This window comes from Amycolatopsis endophytica (genome assembly GCF_013410405.1).
In the GTDB taxonomy this organism is placed as follows: Bacteria; Actinomycetota; Actinomycetes; order Mycobacteriales; family Pseudonocardiaceae; genus Amycolatopsis_E; species Amycolatopsis_E endophytica.
Genome location: NZ_JACCFK010000001.1, coordinates 3,134,981 through 3,155,870, shown reverse-complemented (window position 1 = coordinate 3,155,870; position 20,890 = coordinate 3,134,981). Strand labels below are relative to the sequence as shown.

At 71.8% G+C, this 20,890-nt stretch carries 25 protein-coding genes and 2 pseudogenes; 14 read left to right on the top strand and 13 right to left on the bottom strand.

What is annotated here, in order from left to right; all coding sequences use genetic code 11:
• Window positions 1–18: 18 nt before the first annotated feature.
• The 3 genes from rfaE2 to HNR02_RS15640 are packed head-to-tail and all read left to right on the top strand — an operon-like array spanning window position 19 to window position 3,040.
• Window positions 19–1,524, top strand: coding sequence for a D-glycero-beta-D-manno-heptose 1-phosphate adenylyltransferase (rfaE2, locus tag HNR02_RS15650; RefSeq protein WP_218902896.1), 1,506 nt, complete (start codon window positions 19–21; stop codon window positions 1,522–1,524).
• Window positions 1,521–2,321: a glycosyltransferase family 2 protein gene (locus HNR02_RS15645; protein ID WP_179773894.1), complete on the top strand. Its 801-nt coding sequence runs from the start codon at window positions 1,521–1,523 to the stop codon at window positions 2,319–2,321. Before rfaE2 ends, HNR02_RS15645 begins: the two co-directional genes overlap by 4 nt.
• 5 nt (window positions 2,322–2,326) lie before the next feature.
• A complete protein-coding gene (locus HNR02_RS15640; RefSeq protein ID WP_179773893.1) occupies window positions 2,327–3,040 on the top strand; it encodes a methyltransferase domain-containing protein in 714 nt (237 codons plus the stop codon).
• 68 nt (window positions 3,041–3,108) lie between these two features.
• Here the strand turns inward: HNR02_RS15640 and HNR02_RS15635 are convergent, their stop codons facing one another.
• The 4 genes from HNR02_RS15635 to HNR02_RS15620 form a co-directional block, all read right to left on the bottom strand.
• On the bottom strand, window positions 3,109–3,654 hold the full coding sequence (locus tag HNR02_RS15635; protein ID WP_179773892.1) for a methylated-DNA--[protein]-cysteine S-methyltransferase: 546 nt from the start codon (window positions 3,652–3,654) through the stop codon (window positions 3,109–3,111).
• 42 nt (window positions 3,655–3,696) lie between these two features.
• The gene (locus HNR02_RS15630; protein WP_179773891.1) at window positions 3,697–4,158 is read right to left on the bottom strand and encodes a DUF4383 domain-containing protein; all 462 of its coding nucleotides are present in this window, start codon (window positions 4,156–4,158) and stop codon (window positions 3,697–3,699) included.
• Between the two features lie 64 nt (window positions 4,159–4,222).
• Window positions 4,223–4,708, bottom strand: coding sequence for a MaoC family dehydratase (locus HNR02_RS15625; RefSeq protein WP_179773890.1), 486 nt, complete (start codon window positions 4,706–4,708; stop codon window positions 4,223–4,225).
• A 99-nt stretch (window positions 4,709–4,807) separates the two neighbouring features.
• On the bottom strand, window positions 4,808–5,818 hold the full coding sequence (locus HNR02_RS15620) for a glycosyltransferase family 4 protein (protein ID WP_179773889.1): 1,011 nt from the start codon (window positions 5,816–5,818) through the stop codon (window positions 4,808–4,810).
• Window positions 5,819–5,979: 161 nt separating this feature from the next.
• Between HNR02_RS15620 and HNR02_RS15615 the strand changes: the two genes are divergently transcribed.
• The 4 genes from HNR02_RS15615 (at window position 5,980) to HNR02_RS15600 (ending at window position 7,891) form a co-directional block, all read left to right on the top strand.
• Window positions 5,980–6,453, top strand: a complete 474-nt coding sequence (locus HNR02_RS15615; RefSeq protein ID WP_179773888.1) for a hypothetical protein — start codon at window positions 5,980–5,982, stop codon at window positions 6,451–6,453.
• 78 nt (window positions 6,454–6,531) lie between these two features.
• On the top strand, window positions 6,532–6,705 hold the full coding sequence (locus HNR02_RS15610) for a hypothetical protein (RefSeq protein WP_179773887.1): 174 nt from the start codon (window positions 6,532–6,534) through the stop codon (window positions 6,703–6,705).
• A gap of 59 nt (window positions 6,706–6,764) precedes the next feature.
• Window positions 6,765–7,670: a PfkB family carbohydrate kinase gene (locus tag HNR02_RS15605; RefSeq protein WP_312861026.1), complete on the top strand. Its 906-nt coding sequence runs from the start codon at window positions 6,765–6,767 to the stop codon at window positions 7,668–7,670.
• Window positions 7,667–7,891 carry a hypothetical protein gene (locus HNR02_RS15600; protein WP_179773886.1) on the top strand — a complete coding sequence of 75 codons (225 nt, stop codon included), beginning with the start codon at window positions 7,667–7,669 and terminating at the stop codon, window positions 7,889–7,891. The genes HNR02_RS15605 and HNR02_RS15600 overlap by 4 nt, the downstream gene beginning before the upstream one ends.
• A 13-nt stretch (window positions 7,892–7,904) precedes the next feature.
• On the opposite strand, the gene HNR02_RS15595 is transcribed toward HNR02_RS15600, so the two are convergent.
• Window positions 7,905–8,294 (bottom strand): hypothetical protein, encoded by a 390-nt coding sequence (locus HNR02_RS15595; protein ID WP_179773885.1) that lies wholly within the window; start codon window positions 8,292–8,294, stop codon window positions 7,905–7,907.
• A gap of 142 nt (window positions 8,295–8,436) precedes the next feature.
• Here HNR02_RS15595 and HNR02_RS15590 point away from each other — a divergent pair, with 142 nt between their 5' ends.
• From HNR02_RS15590 to HNR02_RS15580, 3 genes are read left to right on the top strand one after another with little or no spacing between them, the layout of a single operon-like run.
• Window positions 8,437–9,642 (top strand): site-2 protease family protein, encoded by a 1,206-nt coding sequence (locus HNR02_RS15590; RefSeq protein WP_179773884.1) that lies wholly within the window; start codon window positions 8,437–8,439, stop codon window positions 9,640–9,642.
• 36 nt (window positions 9,643–9,678) lie between these two features.
• Entirely contained in the window at window positions 9,679–10,119 is a 441-nt protein-coding gene (locus tag HNR02_RS15585) for a hypothetical protein (protein ID WP_179773883.1), read from the top strand.
• Window positions 10,116–11,636 carry a glycoside hydrolase family 13 protein gene (locus HNR02_RS15580; RefSeq protein WP_179773882.1) on the top strand — a complete coding sequence of 507 codons (1,521 nt, stop codon included), beginning with the start codon at window positions 10,116–10,118 and terminating at the stop codon, window positions 11,634–11,636. Before HNR02_RS15585 ends, HNR02_RS15580 begins: the two co-directional genes overlap by 4 nt.
• Here the strand turns inward: HNR02_RS15580 and HNR02_RS15575 are convergent.
• Both HNR02_RS15575 and HNR02_RS15570 read right to left on the bottom strand, forming a co-directional pair.
• Window positions 11,633–12,574 (bottom strand): annotated as a pseudogene (locus tag HNR02_RS15575) (IS5 family transposase). The gene HNR02_RS15580 and the pseudogene HNR02_RS15575 overlap by 4 nt on opposite strands.
• Before the next feature lie 46 nt (window positions 12,575–12,620).
• Window positions 12,621–13,025, bottom strand: a complete 405-nt coding sequence (locus HNR02_RS15570) for a four-helix bundle copper-binding protein (RefSeq protein ID WP_179773881.1) — start codon at window positions 13,023–13,025, stop codon at window positions 12,621–12,623.
• 69 nt (window positions 13,026–13,094) lie between these two features.
• On the opposite strand from HNR02_RS15570, the gene HNR02_RS15565 reads away from it, so the two are divergent.
• The gene (locus HNR02_RS15565) at window positions 13,095–13,421 is read left to right on the top strand and encodes a DUF8129 domain-containing protein (protein WP_179773880.1); all 327 of its coding nucleotides are present in this window, start codon (window positions 13,095–13,097) and stop codon (window positions 13,419–13,421) included.
• A gap of 35 nt (window positions 13,422–13,456) precedes the next feature.
• On the opposite strand, the gene HNR02_RS15560 is transcribed toward HNR02_RS15565, so the two are convergent.
• Window positions 13,457–13,966, bottom strand: coding sequence for an NUDIX hydrolase (locus HNR02_RS15560; protein WP_179773879.1), 510 nt, complete (start codon window positions 13,964–13,966; stop codon window positions 13,457–13,459).
• A 30-nt stretch (window positions 13,967–13,996) separates the two neighbouring features.
• Here HNR02_RS15560 and HNR02_RS15555 point away from each other — a divergent pair, with 30 nt between their 5' ends.
• Window positions 13,997–15,619, top strand: coding sequence for a RecQ family ATP-dependent DNA helicase (locus tag HNR02_RS15555; RefSeq protein ID WP_179773878.1), 1,623 nt, complete (start codon window positions 13,997–13,999; stop codon window positions 15,617–15,619).
• Here the strand turns inward: HNR02_RS15555 and HNR02_RS35070 are convergent.
• From HNR02_RS35070 to HNR02_RS35060, 3 genes and pseudogenes are all read right to left on the bottom strand, one after another.
• The gene (locus HNR02_RS35070; RefSeq protein WP_218902895.1) at window positions 15,606–16,205 is read right to left on the bottom strand and encodes an MFS transporter; all 600 of its coding nucleotides are present in this window, start codon (window positions 16,203–16,205) and stop codon (window positions 15,606–15,608) included. The genes HNR02_RS15555 and HNR02_RS35070 overlap by 14 nt on opposite strands.
• Window positions 16,206–16,296: 91 nt before the next feature.
• A pseudogene (locus tag HNR02_RS36780) lies at window positions 16,297–16,473 on the bottom strand (Bcr/CflA family drug resistance efflux transporter); the annotation flags it as partial.
• On the bottom strand, window positions 16,452–16,754 hold the full coding sequence (locus HNR02_RS35060) for an MFS transporter (RefSeq protein WP_218902894.1): 303 nt from the start codon (window positions 16,752–16,754) through the stop codon (window positions 16,452–16,454). The pseudogene HNR02_RS36780 and the gene HNR02_RS35060, both read right to left, overlap by 22 nt.
• A gap of 15 nt (window positions 16,755–16,769) precedes the next feature.
• Between HNR02_RS35060 and HNR02_RS15545 the strand changes: the two genes are divergently transcribed.
• Complete coding sequence (locus HNR02_RS15545; RefSeq protein ID WP_179773877.1) at window positions 16,770–16,988, top strand: hypothetical protein; 219 nt, start codon at window positions 16,770–16,772, stop codon at window positions 16,986–16,988.
• Here HNR02_RS15545 and HNR02_RS15540 read toward each other — a convergent pair whose 3' ends face one another.
• Complete coding sequence (locus HNR02_RS15540; RefSeq protein WP_179773876.1) at window positions 16,989–17,912, bottom strand: LysR family transcriptional regulator; 924 nt, start codon at window positions 17,910–17,912, stop codon at window positions 16,989–16,991. It lies immediately after the preceding gene.
• Between the two features lie 91 nt (window positions 17,913–18,003).
• On the opposite strand from HNR02_RS15540, the gene HNR02_RS15535 reads away from it, so the two are divergent.
• The gene (locus HNR02_RS15535) at window positions 18,004–19,233 is read left to right on the top strand and encodes an MFS transporter (RefSeq protein WP_179773875.1); all 1,230 of its coding nucleotides are present in this window, start codon (window positions 18,004–18,006) and stop codon (window positions 19,231–19,233) included.
• Here the strand turns inward: HNR02_RS15535 and HNR02_RS15530 are convergent.
• On the bottom strand, window positions 19,185–20,771 hold the full coding sequence (locus HNR02_RS15530) for an IS1634 family transposase (protein ID WP_179773874.1): 1,587 nt from the start codon (window positions 20,769–20,771) through the stop codon (window positions 19,185–19,187). The genes HNR02_RS15535 and HNR02_RS15530 overlap by 49 nt on opposite strands.
• Between the last annotated feature and the right edge of the window lie 119 nt (window positions 20,772–20,890).

The following is a 20,890-nucleotide window of genomic DNA, read 5'->3' as shown; positions in this document are numbered from 1 at the left end:
GAAGGAGTGGAGGTGGACATGGCAGGCGAGACCAAGGACGTGGCCCCCATCACGCCGGACCTCGTCCGGCTGGTGTCGGAGACCGCGCCCACGGTCGTGGTGCTCGGCGACGCGATCCTGGACGTGTGGCTGTCCGGCCACTGCGAACGCATCTGCCGGGAGGCCCCGGCACCGGTGGTCGACGTGGGAGCGCGCGCCACTTCACCCGGTGGGGCGGCCAACACCGCCGCGAACCTGGCCGCGCTGGGCGCACGGGTGAAGTTCGTCAGCGTGGTCGGCGACGACGAGCCGGGTCGCGAACTGGCCGCGCTGCTGGAGCGGCACGGCGTGGACACCGGCAACCTGCTCACCGCGTCGTCACGGCGCACCATCAGCAAACAACGCGTGGTCGCCGACGACCAGGTCCTGCTGCGTTTCGACGAGGGTGAGCGCGACGACCTGCCGTCGGGCGAGGCCAACCGGCTGACGGCAGCCCTCGAACGGGCGCTGGCCGGCGCGGACGCGCTCATGGTGTGCGACTACGCCAACGGCCTGCTCGGGACCGCACCGCGCCAGGCGGTGGCACGGTGGCGGGCGGACATTCCGCTGCTGGTGGTCGACGCCCACGACTTCGAGCAGTGGCAGCACGCCCGTCCCGACCTCGTCACACCCAACGCCGCCGAGGCCGCGAGCCTGCTCGGCGCGGACCTGCCGGAGGACGGCGAAGCGCGGGCGCGCCTGTTCGAGGACGAGCGCGGCACCCTGCTCGACAAGACCGGTGCCGCGGCCGCCGTCGTGACCATGGACCGGCACGGCGCCATGCTGCTCACCGGCGAAGGCCGCGGCTACCGCACGTGGGCCGATCCCGCGCCGGAAAGCCAGGCCAGTGGGGCCGGGGACACCTTCGCCGCGGCTCTCGTGCTGGCGCGGGCGGCGGGCCTGCCCACCACCAGCTGCATCGAGCTGGCGCAGTCGGCGGCGGACGTGGTGGTACACAAGGACGGCACCGCGATCTGCACGCCCGCCGAGCTTTCCCTGGCGCTGAGCCGGGAACGCGAAGCCGCGGTGCCCGCGCAGGAACTGGCGCGGGCGGTCGTCGCGCACCGCGAGGCGGGCCGTCGGGTCGTGTTCACCAACGGCTGCTTCGACGTGCTGCACCGCGGTCACATCACCTACCTCAACGAGGCCAAGCGGCTCGGCGACGTGCTGGTGGTCGCGGTCAACTCGGACGAAAGCGTCCAACGGCTCAAGGGACCGGACCGCCCGGTGAACACGGCGCAGGACCGTGCCGCGGTGCTGTCCGCGCTCAGCTGCGTCGACCACGTCGCGGTGTTCGAGGAGGACACCCCGGTGGCGATGCTGGACCTGTTGCGGCCGCAGCTCTACGTCAAGGGCGGCGACTACACCGAGAACATGCTGCCGGAGGCGCCGACCGTGCGTTCCTACGGCGGCGAGGTGCGAGTGCTCGGCTACGTCGCCGACCACTCGACGACGTCGGTCATCGAGAAGATCCGGACATCGGCCCCGGTCGGGGAGGGCGCGTGAGCGTCGACGTCCTCATCCCCACCCGGAACCGGCCGTCCGAACTGGCCGTGACCCTGTCCGGCCTGGCCGCGCAGGACTTCGCGGACTTCGGCGTGCACGTCGCGGACCAGTCCGAAGAGGACGCTTCCTACGACGCCGCGCCCGCCCAGGCGATGGTCCGGGTGCTGCGGCACCGCGGCCACCCGGTTCACCTCAGCCGCAACCTGCCGCGCCGGGGGCTGGCGCAGCAGCGGTTCTACCTGCTGGAGCAGTCGAGCGCGGACCACGTGCTCTTCCTCGACGACGACGTGTGGCTCGAACCGGACGTGATCACACGGCTGCACTCGGCGATCACGGAGCTGGACTGCGGCGTGGTCGGCAACGCGGTCACCGGACTGTCCTATGTGGACGACCGGCGGCCACACGAGCTGGAGCCCTACGAAGAGTGGCCGGGACGTCCCGAGCCGGAGCAGGTCACGCCCGGCACACGCGAATGGCGGCGCTGGACGTTGCACAACGCGGCGAACCCGAGCCACCTGTCCGAACGCGTCGCCGACCGTCCCCGGTGGACGGCGTACAAGGTGGCGTGGATCGGCGGGTGCGTGATGTTCGACCGCGAGGCGCTGGTGAGCGTCGGCGGGTTCGGCTTCTGGCGCGAACTCCCGCCCGAGCACTGCGGCGAGGACGTGCTGGCACAGCTCAAGGTCGCCGCCAAGTACGGCGCGGCGGGCATCCTGCCCACCGGCGCCGTGCACCTGGAGTCACCGACCACGGTGGTGAACAGGGACACCGAAGCATTCGACGTCGTCTCCCCGTGAGGATCATGACTGAACTCGTTTCCCCGCAACGACTCCGGCTCCGCGACGAGTTCCTGCGGCGGGCCGCCGAGGAACTGTTCAAGCACGACGAGCGTGTCCGCGACCTCGACCTGGAGGTGCGGTTCGACGGCGGCGTCGCGCACCTGACCGGCTCCGTCCCCGAACGCGCGCACCTGGACACCGCCCGCGAGCTGATCGGGCGCCTGGACGGCGTGTTCGGCGTCTGGGACCGCGTGCGCGTCGGCGGCCGGGAGCCGCTGGTGCTGGACCTGGGCTGCGGCGGGCAGAAGCAGTACCCCGGCAACCTCGGCGTGGACCTGATGAGCACCGGCGAGGTGGACGTGCTGGCCGATTTGTCCCGGCCGCTGCCGTTCGCCGACTCGTGTGCGGACCGCGTGTTCCTCGTGCACATCCTGGAACACCTGATCGACTTCCTGCCGCTGGTCGACGAGGTGCACCGGGTGCTGCGGCCGGACGGTGCCGCGTTCATCCTGTCGCCGTGGTGGCGCTACGTGAACGCGGTGGCCGATCCGACGCACGTGCGACTGCTGGACGTGCAGACGATCAAGGGCATCTGCCGTCGCCCCGGCTCCCCGCGAACCTGGTTCCCGCTGCACGCGGGCTGCGACGGAGCCAGCATCTTCGCCGAACTGCGCCCGGTGAAGGACGGTTCGGCGGAGGCGCCGGACGCCGCGCACCTGGCCCGCTTCTTCGATTAGAGGGATGTCCAGGCGGGCGACGGGCGGTTCAGGACGAGGGGGCGCTGACGCGCGCGTCACCGACCCGGCTACAGGTCGAACAGCGTCGGCTCCTCCAGGTGCACCCCCTCGATCTCCAGGATCCGCACCTTGGTCCGCGTGCCGCCGTGTGCGGAGAAACCGCCCTTCCCGCCGCCGGCGGCGATCACACGGTGGCAGGGCACGATCGGCGCGAACGGGTTGCTCCCCATCGCCTGCCCGACCGCCCGCGCCGAACCCGGATCGCCCAGGCGCTGGGCGATCTCGCCGTACGTCATCGTCTCGCCGACCGGGATGGCTCGCGCGACCTCGTAGACGCGTGCATAAAACGGTGGCACGCGGCTCAGATCGAGCGGCAGCTCCGGCAGCTCGGGCGCGCCCTCGCCGCGAAGGAGGGCCTGGACACCGTCGACGTACCGCCGCACCCACTCCGGCGGCGTCTGCTCGACCGCGTCCGGGAAGCTCCGCCGCACACGGGCGCGCGTGCGGCCCTCGTCGCCCTCGGGCAGCTGGCTCCCGATGACCACGTGTTCGTCCCAAACGATGCCGCAGTGCCCGATGGCCGTCCCGAACACCGCGAAGCCCTGTGTCGCCACGCACCGAAGGTTACGCGCCCCCACCGACAGTTCCGGTCGAAATCAGGCGGCGCGGTCCTCGCGGCGCCGCTCGACCGCGGTCAGTCCCCAGCCGAGCGCGATCATGCCGACGCCGAGACCCAGGTGCAACCAGTTGTCGGCGCTGTTGACCGGCACGAAGTTGGCGCCGCTGTTCTGGTCGATGGCCAGGCCGTAGATCCACAGCAGCAGGTACACGAACCCGCCCAGCACCAGGTACCCGCGCGCCGCGCCCGGGCTCCGCGCGAGCAGGAGGCCGGCCACCCCGAACAGCAGGTGCACGATGTTGTGCAGGACCGACACCTCGAACACGCCCAGCAGCAGCGCCCCGGAGTGGTGCCCGGCGAAGCTGAGGTGCTCGTAGTGGCTGGTGATGCCCGGGATGAACCCGAGGACACCGACCAGCAGGAACACCGCGGCGACGACGGCGGCAGCGGCCTGCACCGGCCGCCGCGCCGTGGCCGTGGTTGCGGAACGCCCGGTCATGACTACTCCTTCGGGACGGGCTGGTCCCTTCGGATTAGCCCCGCCGGGCGCGCCGAAACGCGAGTCAGGGCCGCCGGGCGAAAAGGTTCATCGCGACGAGGCTCAGCACCACCTGGTCGTCCTGGTTGAACAGCTCACCGCGGGTGTGGACCAGGCCACGGTCCGGCTTCGACTTCGACGGCCGCGCCGACAGGGTGGTCGTCCGCAGGCGGAGCGAGTCACCCGGACGGACCGGGGTGGGCCAGCGCAGCTCGTCGATCCCCGGCGACGCCAGACTCGCCACGCGGGAGAGGTAGTGGTCGGCGAACAGGCGCATGAGGAGCGCGCTGGTGTGCCAGCCGCTGGCGATGAGCCCCCCGAACGGACCAGTGCGCGCCCAGTCGACATCGACGTGGATCGGCTGCGGGTCGAACTGCCCGGCGAAGTCGAGGATCTCCTTCTCGGTGACCGAGACGTGGCCGTACTCGTACACCGCGTCCGGTGTGTAGTCCTCGAAGTAGCGCTGGTCGATCGGGACGGTGAAGTCGGACTCGCTGAGCGTCATGGTCATGACCGCAGCATCCCACGCCCCTCCCCGGCACCCGCAACGGCAAACACGGCGCCCGGAACGGCAAACACGCGCGTGTTGGCCGCTCCCGGCGGCGCGGGGTCAGGGGCGCGAGGCGCTCAGGGTGTGGGCGGCGGCGAGGGCTTCGGCGGTGGCGGTGGCCGTCCGGCGCACGTCGTAGTCGCGTTCGGCACGGGCGCGGGCCGCGGTGGCGAGTTTGCGGCGGAGCGCGCCGTCCGTGCAGACGCGATCCAGCGCCGCCGTCAGGGCGCCCGCGTCACCCGGCGGCACGATCATCGCCGCGCCGGCCAGTTCCGCCACCGCGTCCCCGACCGCGGTGGTCACGCACGGCAGCCCGTGCGCCATCGCCTCCAGCACCGCCGTCGACACCACCTCCCGCCGCGACGGCAGGCAGAACACGTCCAGCCCGCGCAGGAAAGCGCTTACCTCCCGCAACCGCCCCAGGACTCGGACCGGCAGGCCGCGGGACCGCTCCGCCAGCTCCCGCCCGTCGCCCGCCACCAGCACCTGCACGGCACGCCCCCGGCGGTGCAGGGCCGCCACCGCGGGCAGCAGGTCGAGCCCGCCGATCGCGCCGATGACCACCGGCCTGCGGTCCGCGAGCGGCACCGGCTCGGCGGGCAGCGCCACCCCGGGCCGGATGTGGCTGATCCGCTCGGCGGGCGTCCCCAGCTCCCGCAGCCGCGCTCCGACCGCCCGCGACGGCGCGATCGCGCCGGCCAGCCGCCGGTAGCAATCCCACACCGCGCTCGACTCGGGCGCACCCTCGGCCCGGTGCAGGGTGACAACCGTGGGCGCGACCGTCTCGGCCGCCTGCACCGCCGCCAGGTTGTCCCCGGCCCCCGGCAGGTTGACGTGCACGACGTCCGGCGACACCGCCCGCAACGCCGCTTCGACCCGCGGCGCCCACAAAGCGTCCCGCGCCGGGGGCACCACCTGCGCGGACATCGGGAAAGCGCCCGCCAGGTTCTCGCTCACCACGAGACTCGCCGCGACCCACGGCGGCAGAAAACGCAGCAGCCGCCGGACGTAGGCCTCGCTACTGCCGAACGCATCGTTGTCCACCACCATCGCCACGTTCAGGCGTTCCATCGCCACCCCACGTAGTCGGCGTACCAGGAGTAGCTACCCGTTTCCCGATCACTCACACGCGATCGCCCGTACGGGTGCACCTCCGGCCCCGCCCGATGCTCCTTCGCCCGGACCGAGAGGTCAAGGCGGTTGCCCCCGCCGCGCGCGGGTATCCGGCACGGATGCTGAAAGCGATCCTGCGGGGCGCCGCCGCCGGCGCGGCCGGCGCCACCGCGCTCAACGCCGTGACCTACGCCGACATGGTCCTGCGCGGGCGTCCGGCCAGCTCGACCCCGGAGCAGTCGGTGCGGAAGATCGCGGCCACCGCCGGCCTCGGAATCCCCGGTGACGAGCAGCAACGGCAGGCGCGGGAAAGCGGTCTCGGCGCACTGCTGGGGCTGGTCACCGGCACCGCGGTCGGCGCGGCGTACGGTGCGTTGCACGGCGCCGGCTGGCGTCCCGGTCTGCTGACCGGCGGGTTCGCCGCCACCGGCGCCGCACTGGCCGGTGCGAACGGGCCGATGGTCGTCCTGGGCATCACCGACCCCCGCGACTGGAGCGCCTCCGACTGGCTCAGCGACGTCGTGCCGCACGTGGCGTACGGCTTCGTCACCGCCGCCACCTTCGCCGCCACCGTGCGCAAACGCCGCCGCTGACACCCGTCCGGGGGAGGTGTACGAGGAACGCCCGAGGGGTATTCCCGGCCCAGGTACGAACCCGGGGAAGGACACACCATGGGCAGGCACCGCATCGACGAGGCCGGCACGCACCCGAGGTGGGGCGGTCCGGCGCTCACCAGCGGACCGCGGCGCGACGCTACTGCCCGTCACGCGCGGCCGGACGACGACGCGATCACCCAGCCCTTTGAAGGCGCTCTCAGCGACGAGGTCGTCACCGCCGCGCCCTGATCGAGACGGTGCCCGTTCGGGGTGATTAGCCCGAAACGGGACCGGGTACAGCTCCGGCCGTGAGACCAGAGGTGGTCGTGGTCGGCCAGATGGCCCGTGACCTCGTCCTGCGCGTGGAGGAAGCCCCGGCGGCCGGTCGGTCGTCCGCCGTGCGGTCCCGGGACGAGGTGCTCGGCGGCAAGGGCGCGAACCAGGCCGTCGGCGTCGCCCAGCTCGGCACGCCCGTCGCGTTGCTCGCGGTGGTCGGCGACGACCGCGCGGGGCACGATCTGCTCGCCCACGCCGCCGCCGACGGCATCGACGTTTCACACTGCGTGGTGCGTGAACACGCCCGCTCCGCGCTCATCGTCGACGTCGTCGACGACCGCGGACAGTGGCGCTACCTCGAAGACATCCCCGAAGACGTCCTCACCACCGAGCACGACGTGCTCGCCGCAGGCGACCTCGTGCGCCACGCGTCCTCGGTCATCCTCCAGCTCCAGCAGCCCGCGCCGACCGTCATGGCGGCCGCCCGGCTCGCCCGCGAAGGCGGCGCGCGAGTGGTCCTCGACGGCGTCCCGCCCGACCGCGAACTGCTCTCCCTCGCCGACATCCTGCGCGCGGACGCGAACGAAGCCGAAATTCTCACCGGGCAGCCCGTCGGGAATGTGGCGGAAGGGGTCAAGGCGGGCGTTATGCTGCTCGCGCACGGGCTCGACTTGGCAGTACTGGACGTGGCAGGCCACGGCAACGTGTTCGTCAGCCGGGCCGGCTACGAGTTCCTCCCGCACGGTGACGCGCACGTCGTCGACACCACCGGCGCGGGAGACGCCCTGGTCGCGACCCTGACCTGTGCCTTCACGCGCGGTCAGGACCTGCGCACCGCCGCGCACGCGGCGGTCGCGGCAGCGGCGAGCACCACCGAACACGCCGGGGGCCGACCCCGGCTCACCCCCGGCATCCTCGAGTCGCGGAAGCAGACATGACCCTCAGCCAGCCCCGACCGGCCACCCGGATACTCATCGCGCCCGACCGCGCGGCACCTCCCGTGCCGTGTGAGGAATGTGGTTACCCCGCCCTGCGGATCGCCAAGCTCGTCAACGAAGCCGACGAGCCGCTGGCGACGCTGCTGGTGTGCACGAACTGCCGGGCGCACACCCCGTTCCCGGACACCGCTGCGCGGTTGCCAGCGCCGCGGACTCCCTGACACCGCGCGGGAATCAGCAGGAAATCTCCTTGGCCGCCGCGTGGGCGGTGGCCAGCTCCTGGCACAGCTGCACCGTGATCTCCTGCGCACGGGCCAGCGCGGCCGTGGCGTCGAAGACCGAGGTGATCAGGGTTTCGTAGCCGCCCTGGTCACCCGGCACGTCCAGGTTTCCCCGCCACAGCTGTTTTTCCAGCCAGGTGCCGAGTTCGGGCAGGCTCCGCGCGACGTTCTGCGAGAGCATCTTGAGTGAGCCGAGCACTTCGGAGATCTCCGCGGCACCGTTGATGCCCGCGTCGCCACCGACGCCGGAGGCGCGGTGGTACAACCCGCGGGTCGCGCGCTGCGCCTGGTCGGCCAGTCCCCCGCAGCTGGCCCTCACCTGGCTGTCCCGAGACACATCCATGTTCACCGGTCCCTCTTCGACGCCGGTCTGGTGGTTCAGCGTTCCCGTTCCCCGCCGAGACCAAACCGTTCCGGGAGAAACGTTCAGTAACGGTGCGGCGCGGGTAGGTGGAGGTGCGGGGACACGGGGAAGGGGAGCGAGCATGGCGTCGACGGTGTGGCTGGGCCGGTTCGAGGGAATCCGGGTGGGTCTGCATTGGAGTGTCCTCGCGATGGCCGGGATCCTGGTCGTCGCGCTGACGTTCACGCAGTGGGCGCAACTCGCGCCCGGGCAGGGTGCGTTCGCCTACGTCGTGGCGGGTGTGATCACCGCGGTGTTGTTCGCGGTGTCGCTGGCCGCCCACGAACTGGCGCACGCGTTCGTCGCGCGGCGGTCCGGTCTGGAGATCCACGAGGTGACGCTGTGGCTGCTCGGCGGGGTGGCGCGGCTGCGTGGTGAGCCCCGGTCGGCGAAGGTGGAATTCCGCGTCGCCGTCGCGGGCCCGCTGATCAGCCTGCTGCTGGCGGCGATCTTCGGCTTCGGCACGTGGATGACCTCGCCGATGGGCGGATCGCTGTCCGGCGCCGTGCTCGGCTACCTCGCGGTGCTGAACCTGACGCTGGGCGTGTTCAACCTGATCCCGGTCGCGCCACTGGACGGCGGCCGCATCCTGAGGTCGATCCTGTGGGGAGCGTGGGGCGACCGCCATCGTGCGACCCTCGGCAGCGCCCGTGCGGGACGGTACGTCGGGTTCGCGGTGATCGGTCTCGGTGTGCTGACCCTGTTGCGCGGTCCGGTCGGGCTGGGCGTGTGGCCGTTGCTGGTGGGGTTGTTCGTCGTGAACCTGGCGCTGGCCGAGGAACGCGACGCGGAACTGGGCACGAGCCTGGCCGCGATGCGGGTCCGCGACGTGATGACCCTGCGACCCGCCACCGCGCCCGCCGCGACGACGGTCGCGACCTTCCTGCGGGACAACGCGATGCTGCGTCAGCACTCCGGCTATCCGCTCGTCGACCCGGTCGGCCGGTTCGCCGGACTGGTCACGCTGACCCGGATGCGGGCCGTCCCGCTGGAACACCGGCCGAACACGCTGCTGGGGGAAATCGCCTGTCCGCCAACGGAAATCCCGCGGGCCACCCCGGACGAGCCGCTGCTGGCCCTGCTGCCGCGGATGTCCGGCTGCGCCGACGGGCGGGCGCTGGTGTTCGACGCCGACCGGCTCGTGGGGATCATTTCGCCGTCCGACATCAGCCGCGCGGTGACGCTCCGCGGTCTCGGCGTGGACTGGCACGGCGGTGCCGACGTCGCTGTCGCCGGCACCCCGTCCCATCCCCCGCTGGGACGCCCGGCCGCGCAACGCTGGCCGTGAGTTTCGTCGGCGCCCGCAGGGGAATCCTTTGTTCCGATGAGCCACGAAAACACCCAGCGAGACGTCCGGCGCCTGGCGGACCAGCTCGTGGACGACCTCGGCAGGCAGGACTTCGCGTCGGTGTCCCGTCTGCTGCCCCGGATGGTCGGCACCGGGGCGCCGGAAGCGGGCCTGCTCCGGCCGCTGTGCGCGGAGCTGGTCACGGCGATCGCGGGTCTCGTGCTGGCGCGGGCCACGTCGGATCGAGGTGACCTGTTCACCGTGGCGCTGAGCGACGAGGGGGACGCCGAAGTCGGCATCGACGAGGTGCAACCGCCGCTTCGCGCCGTTCTGCGCGCCGTGCTCGCCGAACTCAACCACGATCCGGCAGGCGTGGCGGCGCAACTGGAGTTCATCGCCTCGGACCCGGATCCGTGCGGTCAGGTCGACGCGCTGGTCCACCTCGTGTCCTGGACCCACGACCTCCTGCACGCGTGAACGGCGCGTGGTGGCGCGATGCCGTCATCTACCAGGTCTACATCCGCAGCTTCGCCGACGGCAGCGGCGACGGCGTCGGAGACCTGGCCGGTATCCGCGCGAAGCTCCCCTACCTGGCCGGCCTGGGCGTGGACGCGCTGTGGATCACGCCCTGGTACCCGTCGCCGATGACCGACGGCGGGTACGACGTCGCCGACTACCGCGACATCGACCCGGTGTTCGGCACGCTGGCCGACGCGGAGGCCCTGCTGCGGGAGGCGCACCGGCACGGGTTGCGCATCATCGTCGACATCGTGCCCAACCACACCAGCGACCGGCACCCGTGGTTCCAGGCCGCGCTCGCCGCCGGGCCCGGCTCGCCCGAGCGCGAGCGGTACGTGTTCCGCGACGAGCCCAACGACTGGCGCAGCGTGTTCGGCGGTTCCGCGTGGAGCAGGGCCGGGGACGGCCAGTGGTACCTGCACCTGTTCGACGCCACGCAGCCGGACCTGAACTGGGACGACCCGCGGGTGCGCGAGGAGTTCCTGGACATCCTGCGGTTCTGGCTCGACCGCGGGGTGGACGGCTTCCGCATCGACGTGGCGCACGGCATGGTGAAGGATCCCGCGCTGCCGGACCTCGGCGTGGACCACGAGGGGCTGGTGGAGCCGCCGGACCGCGGCGACCATCCGCACTGGGACCGGCCGGGCGTGCACGAGATCTTCCGGTCCTGGCGGGAACTGGCCCGCCACTACGGCGACGACCGGATCTTCGTGGCCGAGGCGTGGGTGGACAGCCCGCGGCGGCTGGCGCGGTACGTGCGGCCGGATGAGCTGCACACGGCGTTCAACTTCGATTTCCTGCGCTGTCCGTGGGACGCGGGCCGGATGCGCTCGGTGATCGACTCCAGTGTCGAGGCGCTCGGCGCCGCGCCTGCCACTTGGGTGCTGTCCAACCACGACGTCAAGCGGCACGTGACGCGCTACGGCGGCGGGCTGCCCCGCGCGCGGGCGGCGCTGCTGCTGATGCTGGCGCTGCCCGGCGGGGCGTACCTGTACCAGGGCGAGGAGCTGGGCCTGGAGGAGGTCGAGGATCTGCCGGAGGAGGTGCTGCGGGACCCGAAGTGGGAACGGTCCGGGCACACCCAGCGTGGCCGCGACGGGTGCCGGGTGCCGTTGCCGTGGTCCGGTGCCGCGCCACCGTTCGGGTTCTCCACGGGGACACCGTGGCTGCCCCAACCGGCCCGCTGGTCGGCGAAAACGGTGTCCGCGCAGGACGCCGACCCGCGCTCGACGCTGAACCTATACCGCGAGGCGTTGCGGATCCGCAAGGAAAACCCGGCATTCGGGGACGGGGCACTGTCGTGGTTGGACAGTCCGCCGGAGGTGCTGGCGTTCCGCCGGGAGCCGGGGGTGGTGTGCGTGGTGAACCTGGGCGAGGAGCCCGCCGCCCTGCCGCCGCACCGGAAGGTCCTGCTCGCCAGCGGCGAACCGGGCGACGAGCTGCCCCCGGACGCGGCGGTGTGGCTCGCGGTCTAGGGTGCGTCTCCTAATTCCGGGCAGCGGTGCGGGAGATCATGATTGCTCCTGCCAGGAGGACGCCGCCGAGGAAGGTCAGGGCGTACTTGTCGTAGCGGGTGGCCACCCCGCGCCACTGCTTCACACGGCCGAATGCCCGCTCGATGGTGTTGCGCTGCTTGTAGATCTCCTCGTCGAACGCCGGTGGTCGGCCGCCGGCGGAGCCTTTGGCCTTCCGGGTGGCGAGCTGGTCACGGCGTTCAGGGATCGTGTGCTTGACCCGGCGTCGGCGCAGTTCTTGGCGGGTCGAGGGGTGAGAGTAGGCCTTGTCGGCCAACAGCCGGACATCGCGCGGCCCGGCGTCGGTGAACGCGGAGGCGAGGTAGTCATCCAGCAGGGGCAGCAACTGGGGGTTGTCTCCGGCTTGTCCGGCGGTCAGTCGCACCGCGACCAGGTCACAAGCCGCGCCGGCCAGCGCGTGGATCTTGGTGGTCAGTCCACCCCGGGAGCGGCCCAGCGCGTGATCGTCGGGCTCGTAGGCCGGATTCGTGTCATTCGAGGCTGCCCCCTGTGTGGTCGGTGGCTGCGGCCAGGGCTCGGCCCGGGATGGTCGGCGCTCCCGCGGCGTGCTGGTGTGCCCGCACGACTGAGGAATCGATCGACAGTAACTCGGCGAGATCGTCGTTCGCGTCGATGCCGCACCTTGACCGCACCACATCGAACATCCGCTGGTAGGTGCCGTCGATGGAGAACCTGTGGTGCCGTTTCCAAACCGTCTGCCATGGCCCGAATTCCTCCGGCAGGTCCCGCCACGGCGACCCCGTCCGGAATCGCCAGGCAATCCCTTCCAGTATCCGGCGGTGATCGGACAGTGGCCGGCCACGCAGGCCCTCCCGCGAAGGCATCAGCGGCGCTACCAACGCCCACAACTCATCCGAGATCACCCCAGCACGAACCACCGGCCGATCATCACCTACAACCAGAACAAACTTTTGGAGACACGCCCTAGCCGAGGTGCTGGCGGAGTTGCTGACAGGCGTCCTCGCAGGAACGGCACGCCTCCGCGCACACGGCGCAGTGTTCGTGGTGGCCGGCGTGCCGCTCGCATTCCTCCGCGCACGCCCGGCAGACCTTTTCGCACAGTGCCACCAGCTCGGAGGCGATCCCGGCCGGATCGCCGCGGCGGGACAGCACGCGTGCGGTCGCGGTGCAGATCTCGGCGCAGTCGAGGTCGAGGCGGATGCACCGGCCGAGTGCGGCGGGGTCTTCTTCGGACAGGCAGGCGTCGGCGCACGACGTGCAGGCTTGGGCGCAGGACAGGCACTCCGCCAGGCACGCGGCGATGGCCTCCGGGTCGAGGCCGCCGAGGTCGGCGGGGTGGGTCCGCAGCATGTCCAGGGCTCGGGTCATGTCGTGGTCGTACCCCGGCGGGGCCGCGTCCAACCGTTTGCCCGGCGCCGCCGCGGGTAGGTCTTGCGCATGACCGACCTACCGCTGCCCGAATACGATGAGCTGCCTCTGGCGTCGCTGCAGCACCGCATCCGGTCGCTGGACCACGACCAGCTCGACAGGCTCATGACCTACGAGCTCCAGCACGCCAACCGGCTGCCGGTGCTCGAACTGTTCCGGGTCCGCAAACGCCAGCTCGACGAGGGCGCCGAACCGTCGGGCGGCGAGCACACCGAGATCCCCGAGGTCACCAGCCACAGCGGCGGCTCCCCGGCGAAGCAGCAGACCGCGGCCGAGCCCGGCACCCCGCTCCGCCACGGCGTCGCCGACCAGACCCCGCACCGCGGCCGCGCCTGACCGCAAGCCCGCGATGTGGCCTGGGGAAGCGTGCTTCAGAGGCGCTCGGGCACCCGGCGCAGCGTCTCGCGGAGGTTGTCCTCCGACACGGCGTCGATCGCTTCGTCCAGAGCCAGCCACTTCAGCGGTGCCGTCGGCTTTTCCGGGCGCGCCTCCTCCGGTCGCGCGGTCGCCAGGACGTACCGCAGGTCGGCGTGCTCGTGCGCGGGCTCGGCACCCTTGGCGGGCACCGGCACGATCACCGCGTGCAGCAGGTCACCCCTCGGCGTCAGGTCGCTCAGCCCCGTCTCCTCACGTCCCTCGCGCAACGCGATGGCCAGCGGGTCCGTCTCCCCCGGGTCGCCGTGCCCGCCGACCTGCAGCCACGCCTGCTGACGCTCGTGCCAGCGCAACAGCACCCGGCCGTCGTGGACGATCACCGCCGAACCCGTGACGTGCAGGGGAATCTCGCGCGAGAACGGATCGTCCGCTGAACCCAGCAGATCGCGGATCCGCGACACGTCGGCTTCTTCCACCTCGCCCCGCGGGCGGTATCCCTCCAGCATGCCCGCAGCGTACCGACGTTTCCGGACGGGATGGGCGGGAACACCCCGCCGGTGTCCAGAACCGACGAAATCCGCCGCACCGCACGGGAAACCTTCGGCTGGCCGGAACTGCGCGACGACCAGCTGACCGCGATGGCGGCTCTGCTCGACGGTCACGACGTGCTCGCCGTGATGCCGACCGGATCGGGAAAGTCGGCGATCTACCAGGTTCCCGCGCTGCTGCTGGACGGTCCGACGCTCGTCGTGTCGCCGTTGACGGCGCTGCAACGCGATCAGGTCGGCCAGATCGAGGACAGTGACGCGCCGGCCGCCGTGGCCGTCAACTCCACGCAGTCCGCCCGCACCACGCATCGGGCGTGGGATTCGGTCACCCACGGCGATGCCGAATACCTGTTCCTGGCGCCGGAACAGCTGGCCAAGACCGAGGTGCTGGAGCAGCTGGACGAGATCCGGCCGAGCCTGTTCGTCGTGGACGAGGCGCACTGCGTTTCGGCCTGGGGCCACGACTTCCGCCCCGACTACCTCCGCCTCGGCCACGCCATCGAACGTCTCGGCCGTCCCCGGGTGCTGGCACTGACCGCGACCGCGGGCGGTCCGGTGCGCGACGACATCGTCGAGCACCTGGGGCTGCGCGATCCGGTCCTGGTGGTCTCCGGTTTCGACCGGCCCAACCTGCACCTCGCCGTGCACCGCGCCACCGGCGACGACGAGAAGCGCGACGCGGTCCTGGCCTGGGTCCGCGACGCCCCCAAGCCCGGCCTGGTCTACGCCGCCACCCGCAAGGACAGCGAGCGCTACGCCGAGGAGCTGGGCGCACTCGCCTACCACGCCGGGATGAAGGCGGCCGACCGGCGGCGCGTGCACGACGACTTCCTCGACGGCCGGGCCGACGTCGTGGTCGCGACTTCGGCGTTCGGGATGGGCATCGACAAGCCGGACGTGCGGTTCGTGGTGCACGCCTCCGTCCCGGAATCGGTCGACTCCTACTACCAGCAGATCGGGCGAGCCGGACGGGACGGCGAGCGCGCCGACGCGATCCTGTTCTACCGCCCGGAAGACCTGGGCCTGCAGAAGTTCCTCACCTCACGGCGCTTCGACGACGACGGTGTCCGCGAGGTCGCCGAGACGCTGCGCGAACAGGACAGCCCGTCCGATCCGCAGGAGATCGACGGCGAGGTGGGCCAGTCGCACCGCCGCGCGATGAACAACCTCAACCTGCTGGAGCAGACCGGGCTGGTCGAGGAAACCGGGCAGGGCAGGTTCAGCTATTCCGGCGGCGATCCGCGCAAGGCCACCGAGCGCGCCGCCGAAGTCGCCGAGCAGCGCGGGAAACTCGACCGGACCCGCGTCGAGGTGATGCGGGAGTACGCCGAGACGTCCTCGTGCCGCCGCCAGTTCCTGCTCGGCTACTTCGGCGAGACACTGGACGAGCCGTGCCGTTTCTGCGACACGTGCGAGGCGGGCACCGCGCGGGACCACGCCCCGGCCGACGGCGAGTTCCAGCCCGGCGCCGCGGTCCGGCACGCCGAGTGGGGCACCGGCCGGATCGTGCACCGGGAGGCGGACAAGGTCACCGTGTTGTTCGACGAGGCCGGATACCGCTCGTTGTCACTGCCCGCGGTGCGTGAGCGGCGTCTGCTCACCGAGGAGTGACCTCCCCGTGCCCCCGCGCGGGCCGGACCAGGAACACGAGCGCCAGCACGGCCAGGACCAGCGCGATCAGCATGAGCGCGGCCATCGGCAGCGAGCTGTCCTCCCCGAAGAGGCCGACCAGCGGCGAGGCCAGGGCTCCGAGCGTGAACTGCAGGCCGTCGAGCAGCGCCGAGGCCGCACCGGGCGTCGCGCGGCCCGGTGTCTGCCCGAGACTGATGGCCGACGGGATGATCAGCCCGATGCCGAACTGGATCACGAACAACGTGATCCAGGTGGCGGCGAAGCTCTCCCCGATCACCCGGACGGCCAGCACCTGGGCGAGCGCGCCCACCGCGGACAGGGCGACACCGGCGGCCAGCACGGTGTTCTGCGGGTTCCGGCGGGACAGCCGCGCGAACGTGGCCCCCGCGGTCAGCATGCCGACCGCGTTGACGGCGAAGATCAGCGAATAGGTGCTCGCGGAGACGCCGTGCAGGCTCTCGAACACGAAACTGGAGCCGCTGATGTAGGTGAACAGCGCCGCGGAGGCGAGGCCGAGCACCAGGCTGAAACCGAGGAACGGCGCGGTGCGGGCCAGGCTTCCCATGGCACGGAACGTTTCGCCGGGACCACCGGTGGCGGCGCTCCGGCGGCAGCGATTCGGGCACCTTGACCGGGACGCCCGCCAGCAGCAGCACCCCGACCGCGGCCAGCACGAAGAACACGGCGCGCCAGGTCGAGACCGACAGGATCGCGCCGCCGAGAACGGGCGCGGCGATCGGCGCGACGCTCAGGATCTGCGAGAGAGCCGCGAAGTAGCGCGGGATCCGCGGACCGTGGAACCGGTCGATGATCACGGCCCTGGCGAGCACCATGTTCGCGGATGCGGGACCCCCTGCAGGAACCGCGCGGCGATCAGCACCCCGATCGTCGGCGACAACGCGCACGCGACCGAGCAGACGATGAACGCGACGCCGCCGCCGGTCAGCAGGCCGCGGCGGCCGATCCGGTCGGAGAGGGGCCCGATCACCAGCTGACCGGCGACCAGCCCGGCCAGGAACGCGGTCATCGTGACCTGGACCGCGGAACTGCTGGTGCGCAACGCCTCGCCGATGCGGGGGAAGCCGGGGACGTACATGTCGGTGGTCAGCGCCACGCAATGAGGGGCGCCGTGCTTCCCGAGCCCACGACGATCCGGGCCCAGTGGTCCGCGCGGTACCCGGACCCGGACACCTCCGCCATGGAAATCGCCGGGCTGCTCAAGCGCGTCCAGGGCGTGGCGATCGAGTCACAACTGTTCGCGGGCCTGGCGGAGAAACAGCCGGTGGTCGAGGCACTGACGCTGCTCTCCGAAGCCCTCGACCACGCCCACGTCGACATCCCCCGCTGATCACCGGCACCAGGCGGGGGTCCACACGTCGTCCGCGGTCTCGCGGTACCGGGCGTGGAGGTACCCGAGGAAATCCGCCAGCACGGGGTGCGGGTTGTCCGCCCGCCAGACCACCGACAGCGGGTACACCGGGGCCGGGCCGACGACCGGGATCCGGCGCAGGTCGTAGCTTTCCGGCCACAGGTACCGCGAGCCCTCGCCCGCGAGGAAGGCGAGCCGGGACGAGTCGGCGATCTCGGCGAGCAGCGTTTCGATCCCGAACATCGGGCCGACCGTGTCGATGGTCAGCCCGAACGCCGCGGCGAGGTCCTCGTAGTAGCCGATCGGCTCGGGATCGGTCATGCCGGGCATCCAGATGGGGTGGCCGGCGAGGTCCGCCGGCGTCACGGTACCGGCGTTCGCCAACGGGTGCCGCGGGCCGACCAGCAGTTCGTGCCGGTCGTCGATGACGCGCGCCGCCCGGAGGCCGCGCGGCAACGCCGTGTCCCGCAGCGATCGGAACGTGGCGTCGACGGTTCCGCCCGCCACCTCGGCCAGCGCCGACGGCGCGTCCAGGTTGGACAGCGTGACGACGTCGAGGTCGATGTCCGGGCGCTGCTGGTAGAAGGCGCGCAGCACCTTCGAGGTGACGATCCGGCGGTTGACGACATCGATCCGCAGCGCCCGGCGCCCCGGGGTCACGGCCGCCACGGCACGCGAAGCGGCACGCAGGAGTTCCCGCGCGTGCGGCAGCAGCGCCTGGCCGTCCACGGTGAGCCGCGCGCCCCGGGCGGTCCGCGCGAACAGCCGCACGCCGAACTCCCGCTCCAGGCTGGCCATCCGTTTCGAGACCGCCTGCTGCGTGAGGTCCAGATCGTCCGCCGCGGCCTGGAACCGGCCCGTCTCCGCGACGGCGACGAACGTGCGAACCGCGTCGAGATCCACGAGGGAGAACCTACGCCCACAACGCCGGGTTGTGACGCGCCGCCCAGTCCGTTGTTGGTGCCGCCGGGCCCGTTACCGCTTTCCTCTGCCCATGCGAAAGTTGGGTCGGACGTTCGGGTGGTTGTGGGCCTCCTACGCGGTCAGCGCGTACGGCACCGGGCTCGGGTTCGGGGCGTTCTCGGTCGTCACCGTCCAGGTACTGCACGCCGGATCGGCGGAAGTGGCGGCCTTGTCGGCATCCGGGCTCGCGATCGGCGCGCTGCTGGCGGTGCCGCTCGGATCCTGGATGGAATTCCGCGCCAAGCGGCCGGTCATGATCGCCGTGGACGTGTTCCGGTTCGCCGCGCTGGCGTCCGTCCCGCTCGCCTACTGGCTGGGCGTGCTGTCCTTCGCACATCTCCTGGTTGTCTCGATCGTCGCAGCGGCGGCGAAGATCGCGTTCACCGCCGCGAGCGGCGCCTACCTGCGCACCGTCGTGTCCCGGGACGACCTCCTGGTGGCCACCAGCCGCTTCGAGTCCACCACCTGGTCGGCGACGATCATCGGACCACCACTGGGCGGCGCCGCCATCGGGCTGGTGGGGCCGGTCACCACCATCGCCATGGACGCCGTGAGTTACCTGCTCTCGGCGCTGGGCATCACCGCGATCCGGGAGCGCGAGCGGCGCCCGGATCCGGCGAAGACGCGGCGGTGGAGCGATGTCGCCGAAGGGTGGCGCTACATCCTCGCCCACCCGACGCTGCGCCGGTTCTTCTTCAACACCGTGCTGGTGAACGGGCTGATCATGGCCGCGGAGCCGGTGCTGGCGGTGCTGATGCTCGCCCACCTGGGGTTCCCGGCGTGGCAGTACGGGCTGGCATTCGCGGTGCCCTGCATCGGCGGTCTGGTCGGGTCGCGCCTGGCCCGCCGGGTCGCCGCCCACTGGGGCGACCGGAAGGTGCTGCGGGTCTTCGGCGTCCTCCGCGCGTGCTGGCCGCTCGGGCTCGCGTTCGTCCAGCCGGGGACCGCCGGTCTGGTGATCGTGATGGTCACCGAGCTGGGCCTGATCATCTGCGCGTCGCTGTTCAACTCGGTGTTCGCGGCGTACCGGCTCGACCACACCGAGACCGGACACCACGCCCGCGTACTCACCGCGTGGTCGATCACCAGCAGCGCGAGCATCGCCGCGCTCACCATGCTGTGGGGTTTCCTGGCACAGCTCACCGGCCCGCGGACGGCGATCGCGCTGGCCGGGGTCCTGCTCCTGGCCACACCGTTGCTGCTGCCGCGCGCTCAGGGCGCGTACGAGCCCAGCCCGAACAGGTCGAACAGCCGCTGCTGAACCGGGTCCCGGCAGGTCAGCAGCCGGCGGGTGCGGGGCCGCCCGCCGGTCGACGGGTAGCGCAGCACGGTTTCGCCGATGCGCGAAAGCAGGTCCAGCAGCTCGCGCACCGACAGGTCCAGCCCGGCCCGGTCGGCGTCCTGACGCATCACGTGCGTGACCGCGGTCGCGAGCACGCTCACCAGCGAGTGCACCCCGATCCGGTGATCCGTCCAGTTCCGCCGTGGCGCCGTCGCCGCCACGAACGGTCCGTTGAGCTGCCGGAACGTGGAGTCCAGGTGGTAGCGCGCACGGTAGGCGGTGATGACGTCGGCGACCGGCCAGTCGTGGTCGGTGACCAGCAGTTGCTTGCCGAAGAACTCCTCGTCCAGGCGCGCGCGGGCGTTCTCGTCGACCCGCCAGTCGAGCCGCAGATCAGCCGGACGGGTGCCGGTCAGGCGGGTCGAGAGCACCCGGTCGACCCACCGCACCCGGGTGATCCGGGCCATCTCGGTCATCACCTGTTCGCGTGGCCGCCGGTTGGTGCCCGCCTCCAGCGCCAGCGCGAGCCCGTCCAGCTGGCGCGTCGCGCTGCTCAGCGCCTGCGCGAACCCGCGGGCCTGCGCCGCGTGCAACTTGGCCGAGTGCGTGAGGACGACGCGGTGGCTCGCACCGGACACCGTCGCGTGCGTGTCGAGCGCGGTCACCCCGGCGAACCGGGCCGAATCCACCGGACGGCGCGCGGACGCGGGACGAGCCAGCAGCTCCGGGTAGTCGCCCAGCGGCAGCGCGCCGACGAAGGGCCTGCCGTCGTCGAGGTCGAGCTGCGCGTGCTGACCGGTCTCGAACACCAGCGTCACCGGGCCCGCGGCCCGCGCCGACAGCCGCTCGGCCGCCACCCCGAACGGCACCGCGCCCTCGCGCCGGTACACGGTCGAGGCCAGCGGGATCGCGCCGTCGCGCGTCACCACCGTGCTCAGCCCGGCAGGCGCCGCCACCGCTGTCTCCGACTCGGCGTACGTCGCGAAGTTCGGCACGTCCACCGCGAGCAGGATCGGCTCGCCGAGCTGCGCACGCACCCGCGCCGACACCGCCTCCTCGATCCGTTCCAGCTGGGGGCGGGTGAGCCGCCGCACCGCGCGCCAGAACTCGTCATCGCGCACCGCCGCCGCTGTGATCCGCGGCCGCACGAACCGGCTCGCCGCACTGTCCGCCCACCACTGGGCCAGATCCGTGCCCGGTGCGGTCGCCCGGTGCAGCACGGACAGCACGAGGTAGGTCCCGACCGACACCTTCGCTTTGCGGGATCCCAGAACCTCGTCGATCGTCGCACGCACCTGGAGCCGCTCCAGGGTGGACCAGACCGCCGCGACGTCACCGAACGCGAGATGCCGTGTCCCGTCCGGGTTTCCTGCCGCACCATCCAGTGCCGCCTCGATGTCGTCGGCGGTGCCGAGATAACGCTGCGAGGTGATCCGCGGTCGGCCGTTCACCCGCCCGGATTGCGCGAGGTAGTAGTAGGTCCTGCCGCCGACCCGTTTGCCGATCACCGAAGCCACACTTTAGGTAATACGCTTCCGCTCCCCATCGCGCAACGACGAAGACCGCGGTGAGCAGGGCAAATACGGCCGGACCCGCACGGTGTGGCCGATCTTGTGCGTTCCGGTCCTGGCAGGGC

Bases quoted from the DNA above. Each gene is read 5' to 3' on its own strand.
- HNR02_RS15600 (WP_179773886.1), top strand. From the start codon at position 7,667: ATGACCCTCAGCCAGCCCCGACCGGCCACCCGGATACTCATCGCGCCC.
- rfaE2 (WP_218902896.1), top strand. From the start codon at position 19: ATGGCAGGCGAGACCAAGGACGTGGCCCCCATCACGCCGGACCTCGTC.
- HNR02_RS15590 (WP_179773884.1), top strand. From the start codon at position 8,437: ATGGCGTCGACGGTGTGGCTGGGCCGGTTCGAGGGAATCCGGGTGGGT.
- HNR02_RS15555 (WP_179773878.1), top strand. From the start codon at position 13,997: ATGGGCGGGAACACCCCGCCGGTGTCCAGAACCGACGAAATCCGCCGC.
- HNR02_RS35070 (WP_218902895.1), bottom strand. From the start codon at position 16,205: ATGGGAAGCCTGGCCCGCACCGCGCCGTTCCTCGGTTTCAGCCTGGTG.
- HNR02_RS15620 (WP_179773889.1), bottom strand. From the start codon at position 5,818: ATGGAACGCCTGAACGTGGCGATGGTGGTGGACAACGATGCGTTCGGC.
- HNR02_RS15560 (WP_179773879.1), bottom strand. From the start codon at position 13,966: ATGCTGGAGGGATACCGCCCGCGGGGCGAGGTGGAAGAAGCCGACGTG.
- HNR02_RS15565 (WP_179773880.1), top strand. From the start codon at position 13,095: ATGACCGACCTACCGCTGCCCGAATACGATGAGCTGCCTCTGGCGTCG.
- HNR02_RS15595 (WP_179773885.1), bottom strand. From the start codon at position 8,294: ATGGATGTGTCTCGGGACAGCCAGGTGAGGGCCAGCTGCGGGGGACTG.
- HNR02_RS15535 (WP_179773875.1), top strand. From the start codon at position 18,004: ATGCGAAAGTTGGGTCGGACGTTCGGGTGGTTGTGGGCCTCCTACGCG.
- HNR02_RS15615 (WP_179773888.1), top strand. From the start codon at position 5,980: ATGCTGAAAGCGATCCTGCGGGGCGCCGCCGCCGGCGCGGCCGGCGCC.
- HNR02_RS15640 (WP_179773893.1), top strand. From the start codon at position 2,327: ATGACTGAACTCGTTTCCCCGCAACGACTCCGGCTCCGCGACGAGTTC.
- HNR02_RS15630 (WP_179773891.1), bottom strand. From the start codon at position 4,158: ATGACCGGGCGTTCCGCAACCACGGCCACGGCGCGGCGGCCGGTGCAG.
- HNR02_RS15570 (WP_179773881.1), bottom strand. From the start codon at position 13,025: ATGACCCGAGCCCTGGACATGCTGCGGACCCACCCCGCCGACCTCGGC.
- HNR02_RS15610 (WP_179773887.1), top strand. From the start codon at position 6,532: ATGGGCAGGCACCGCATCGACGAGGCCGGCACGCACCCGAGGTGGGGC.
- HNR02_RS15585 (WP_179773883.1), top strand. From the start codon at position 9,679: ATGAGCCACGAAAACACCCAGCGAGACGTCCGGCGCCTGGCGGACCAG.
- HNR02_RS15625 (WP_179773890.1), bottom strand. From the start codon at position 4,708: ATGACCATGACGCTCAGCGAGTCCGACTTCACCGTCCCGATCGACCAG.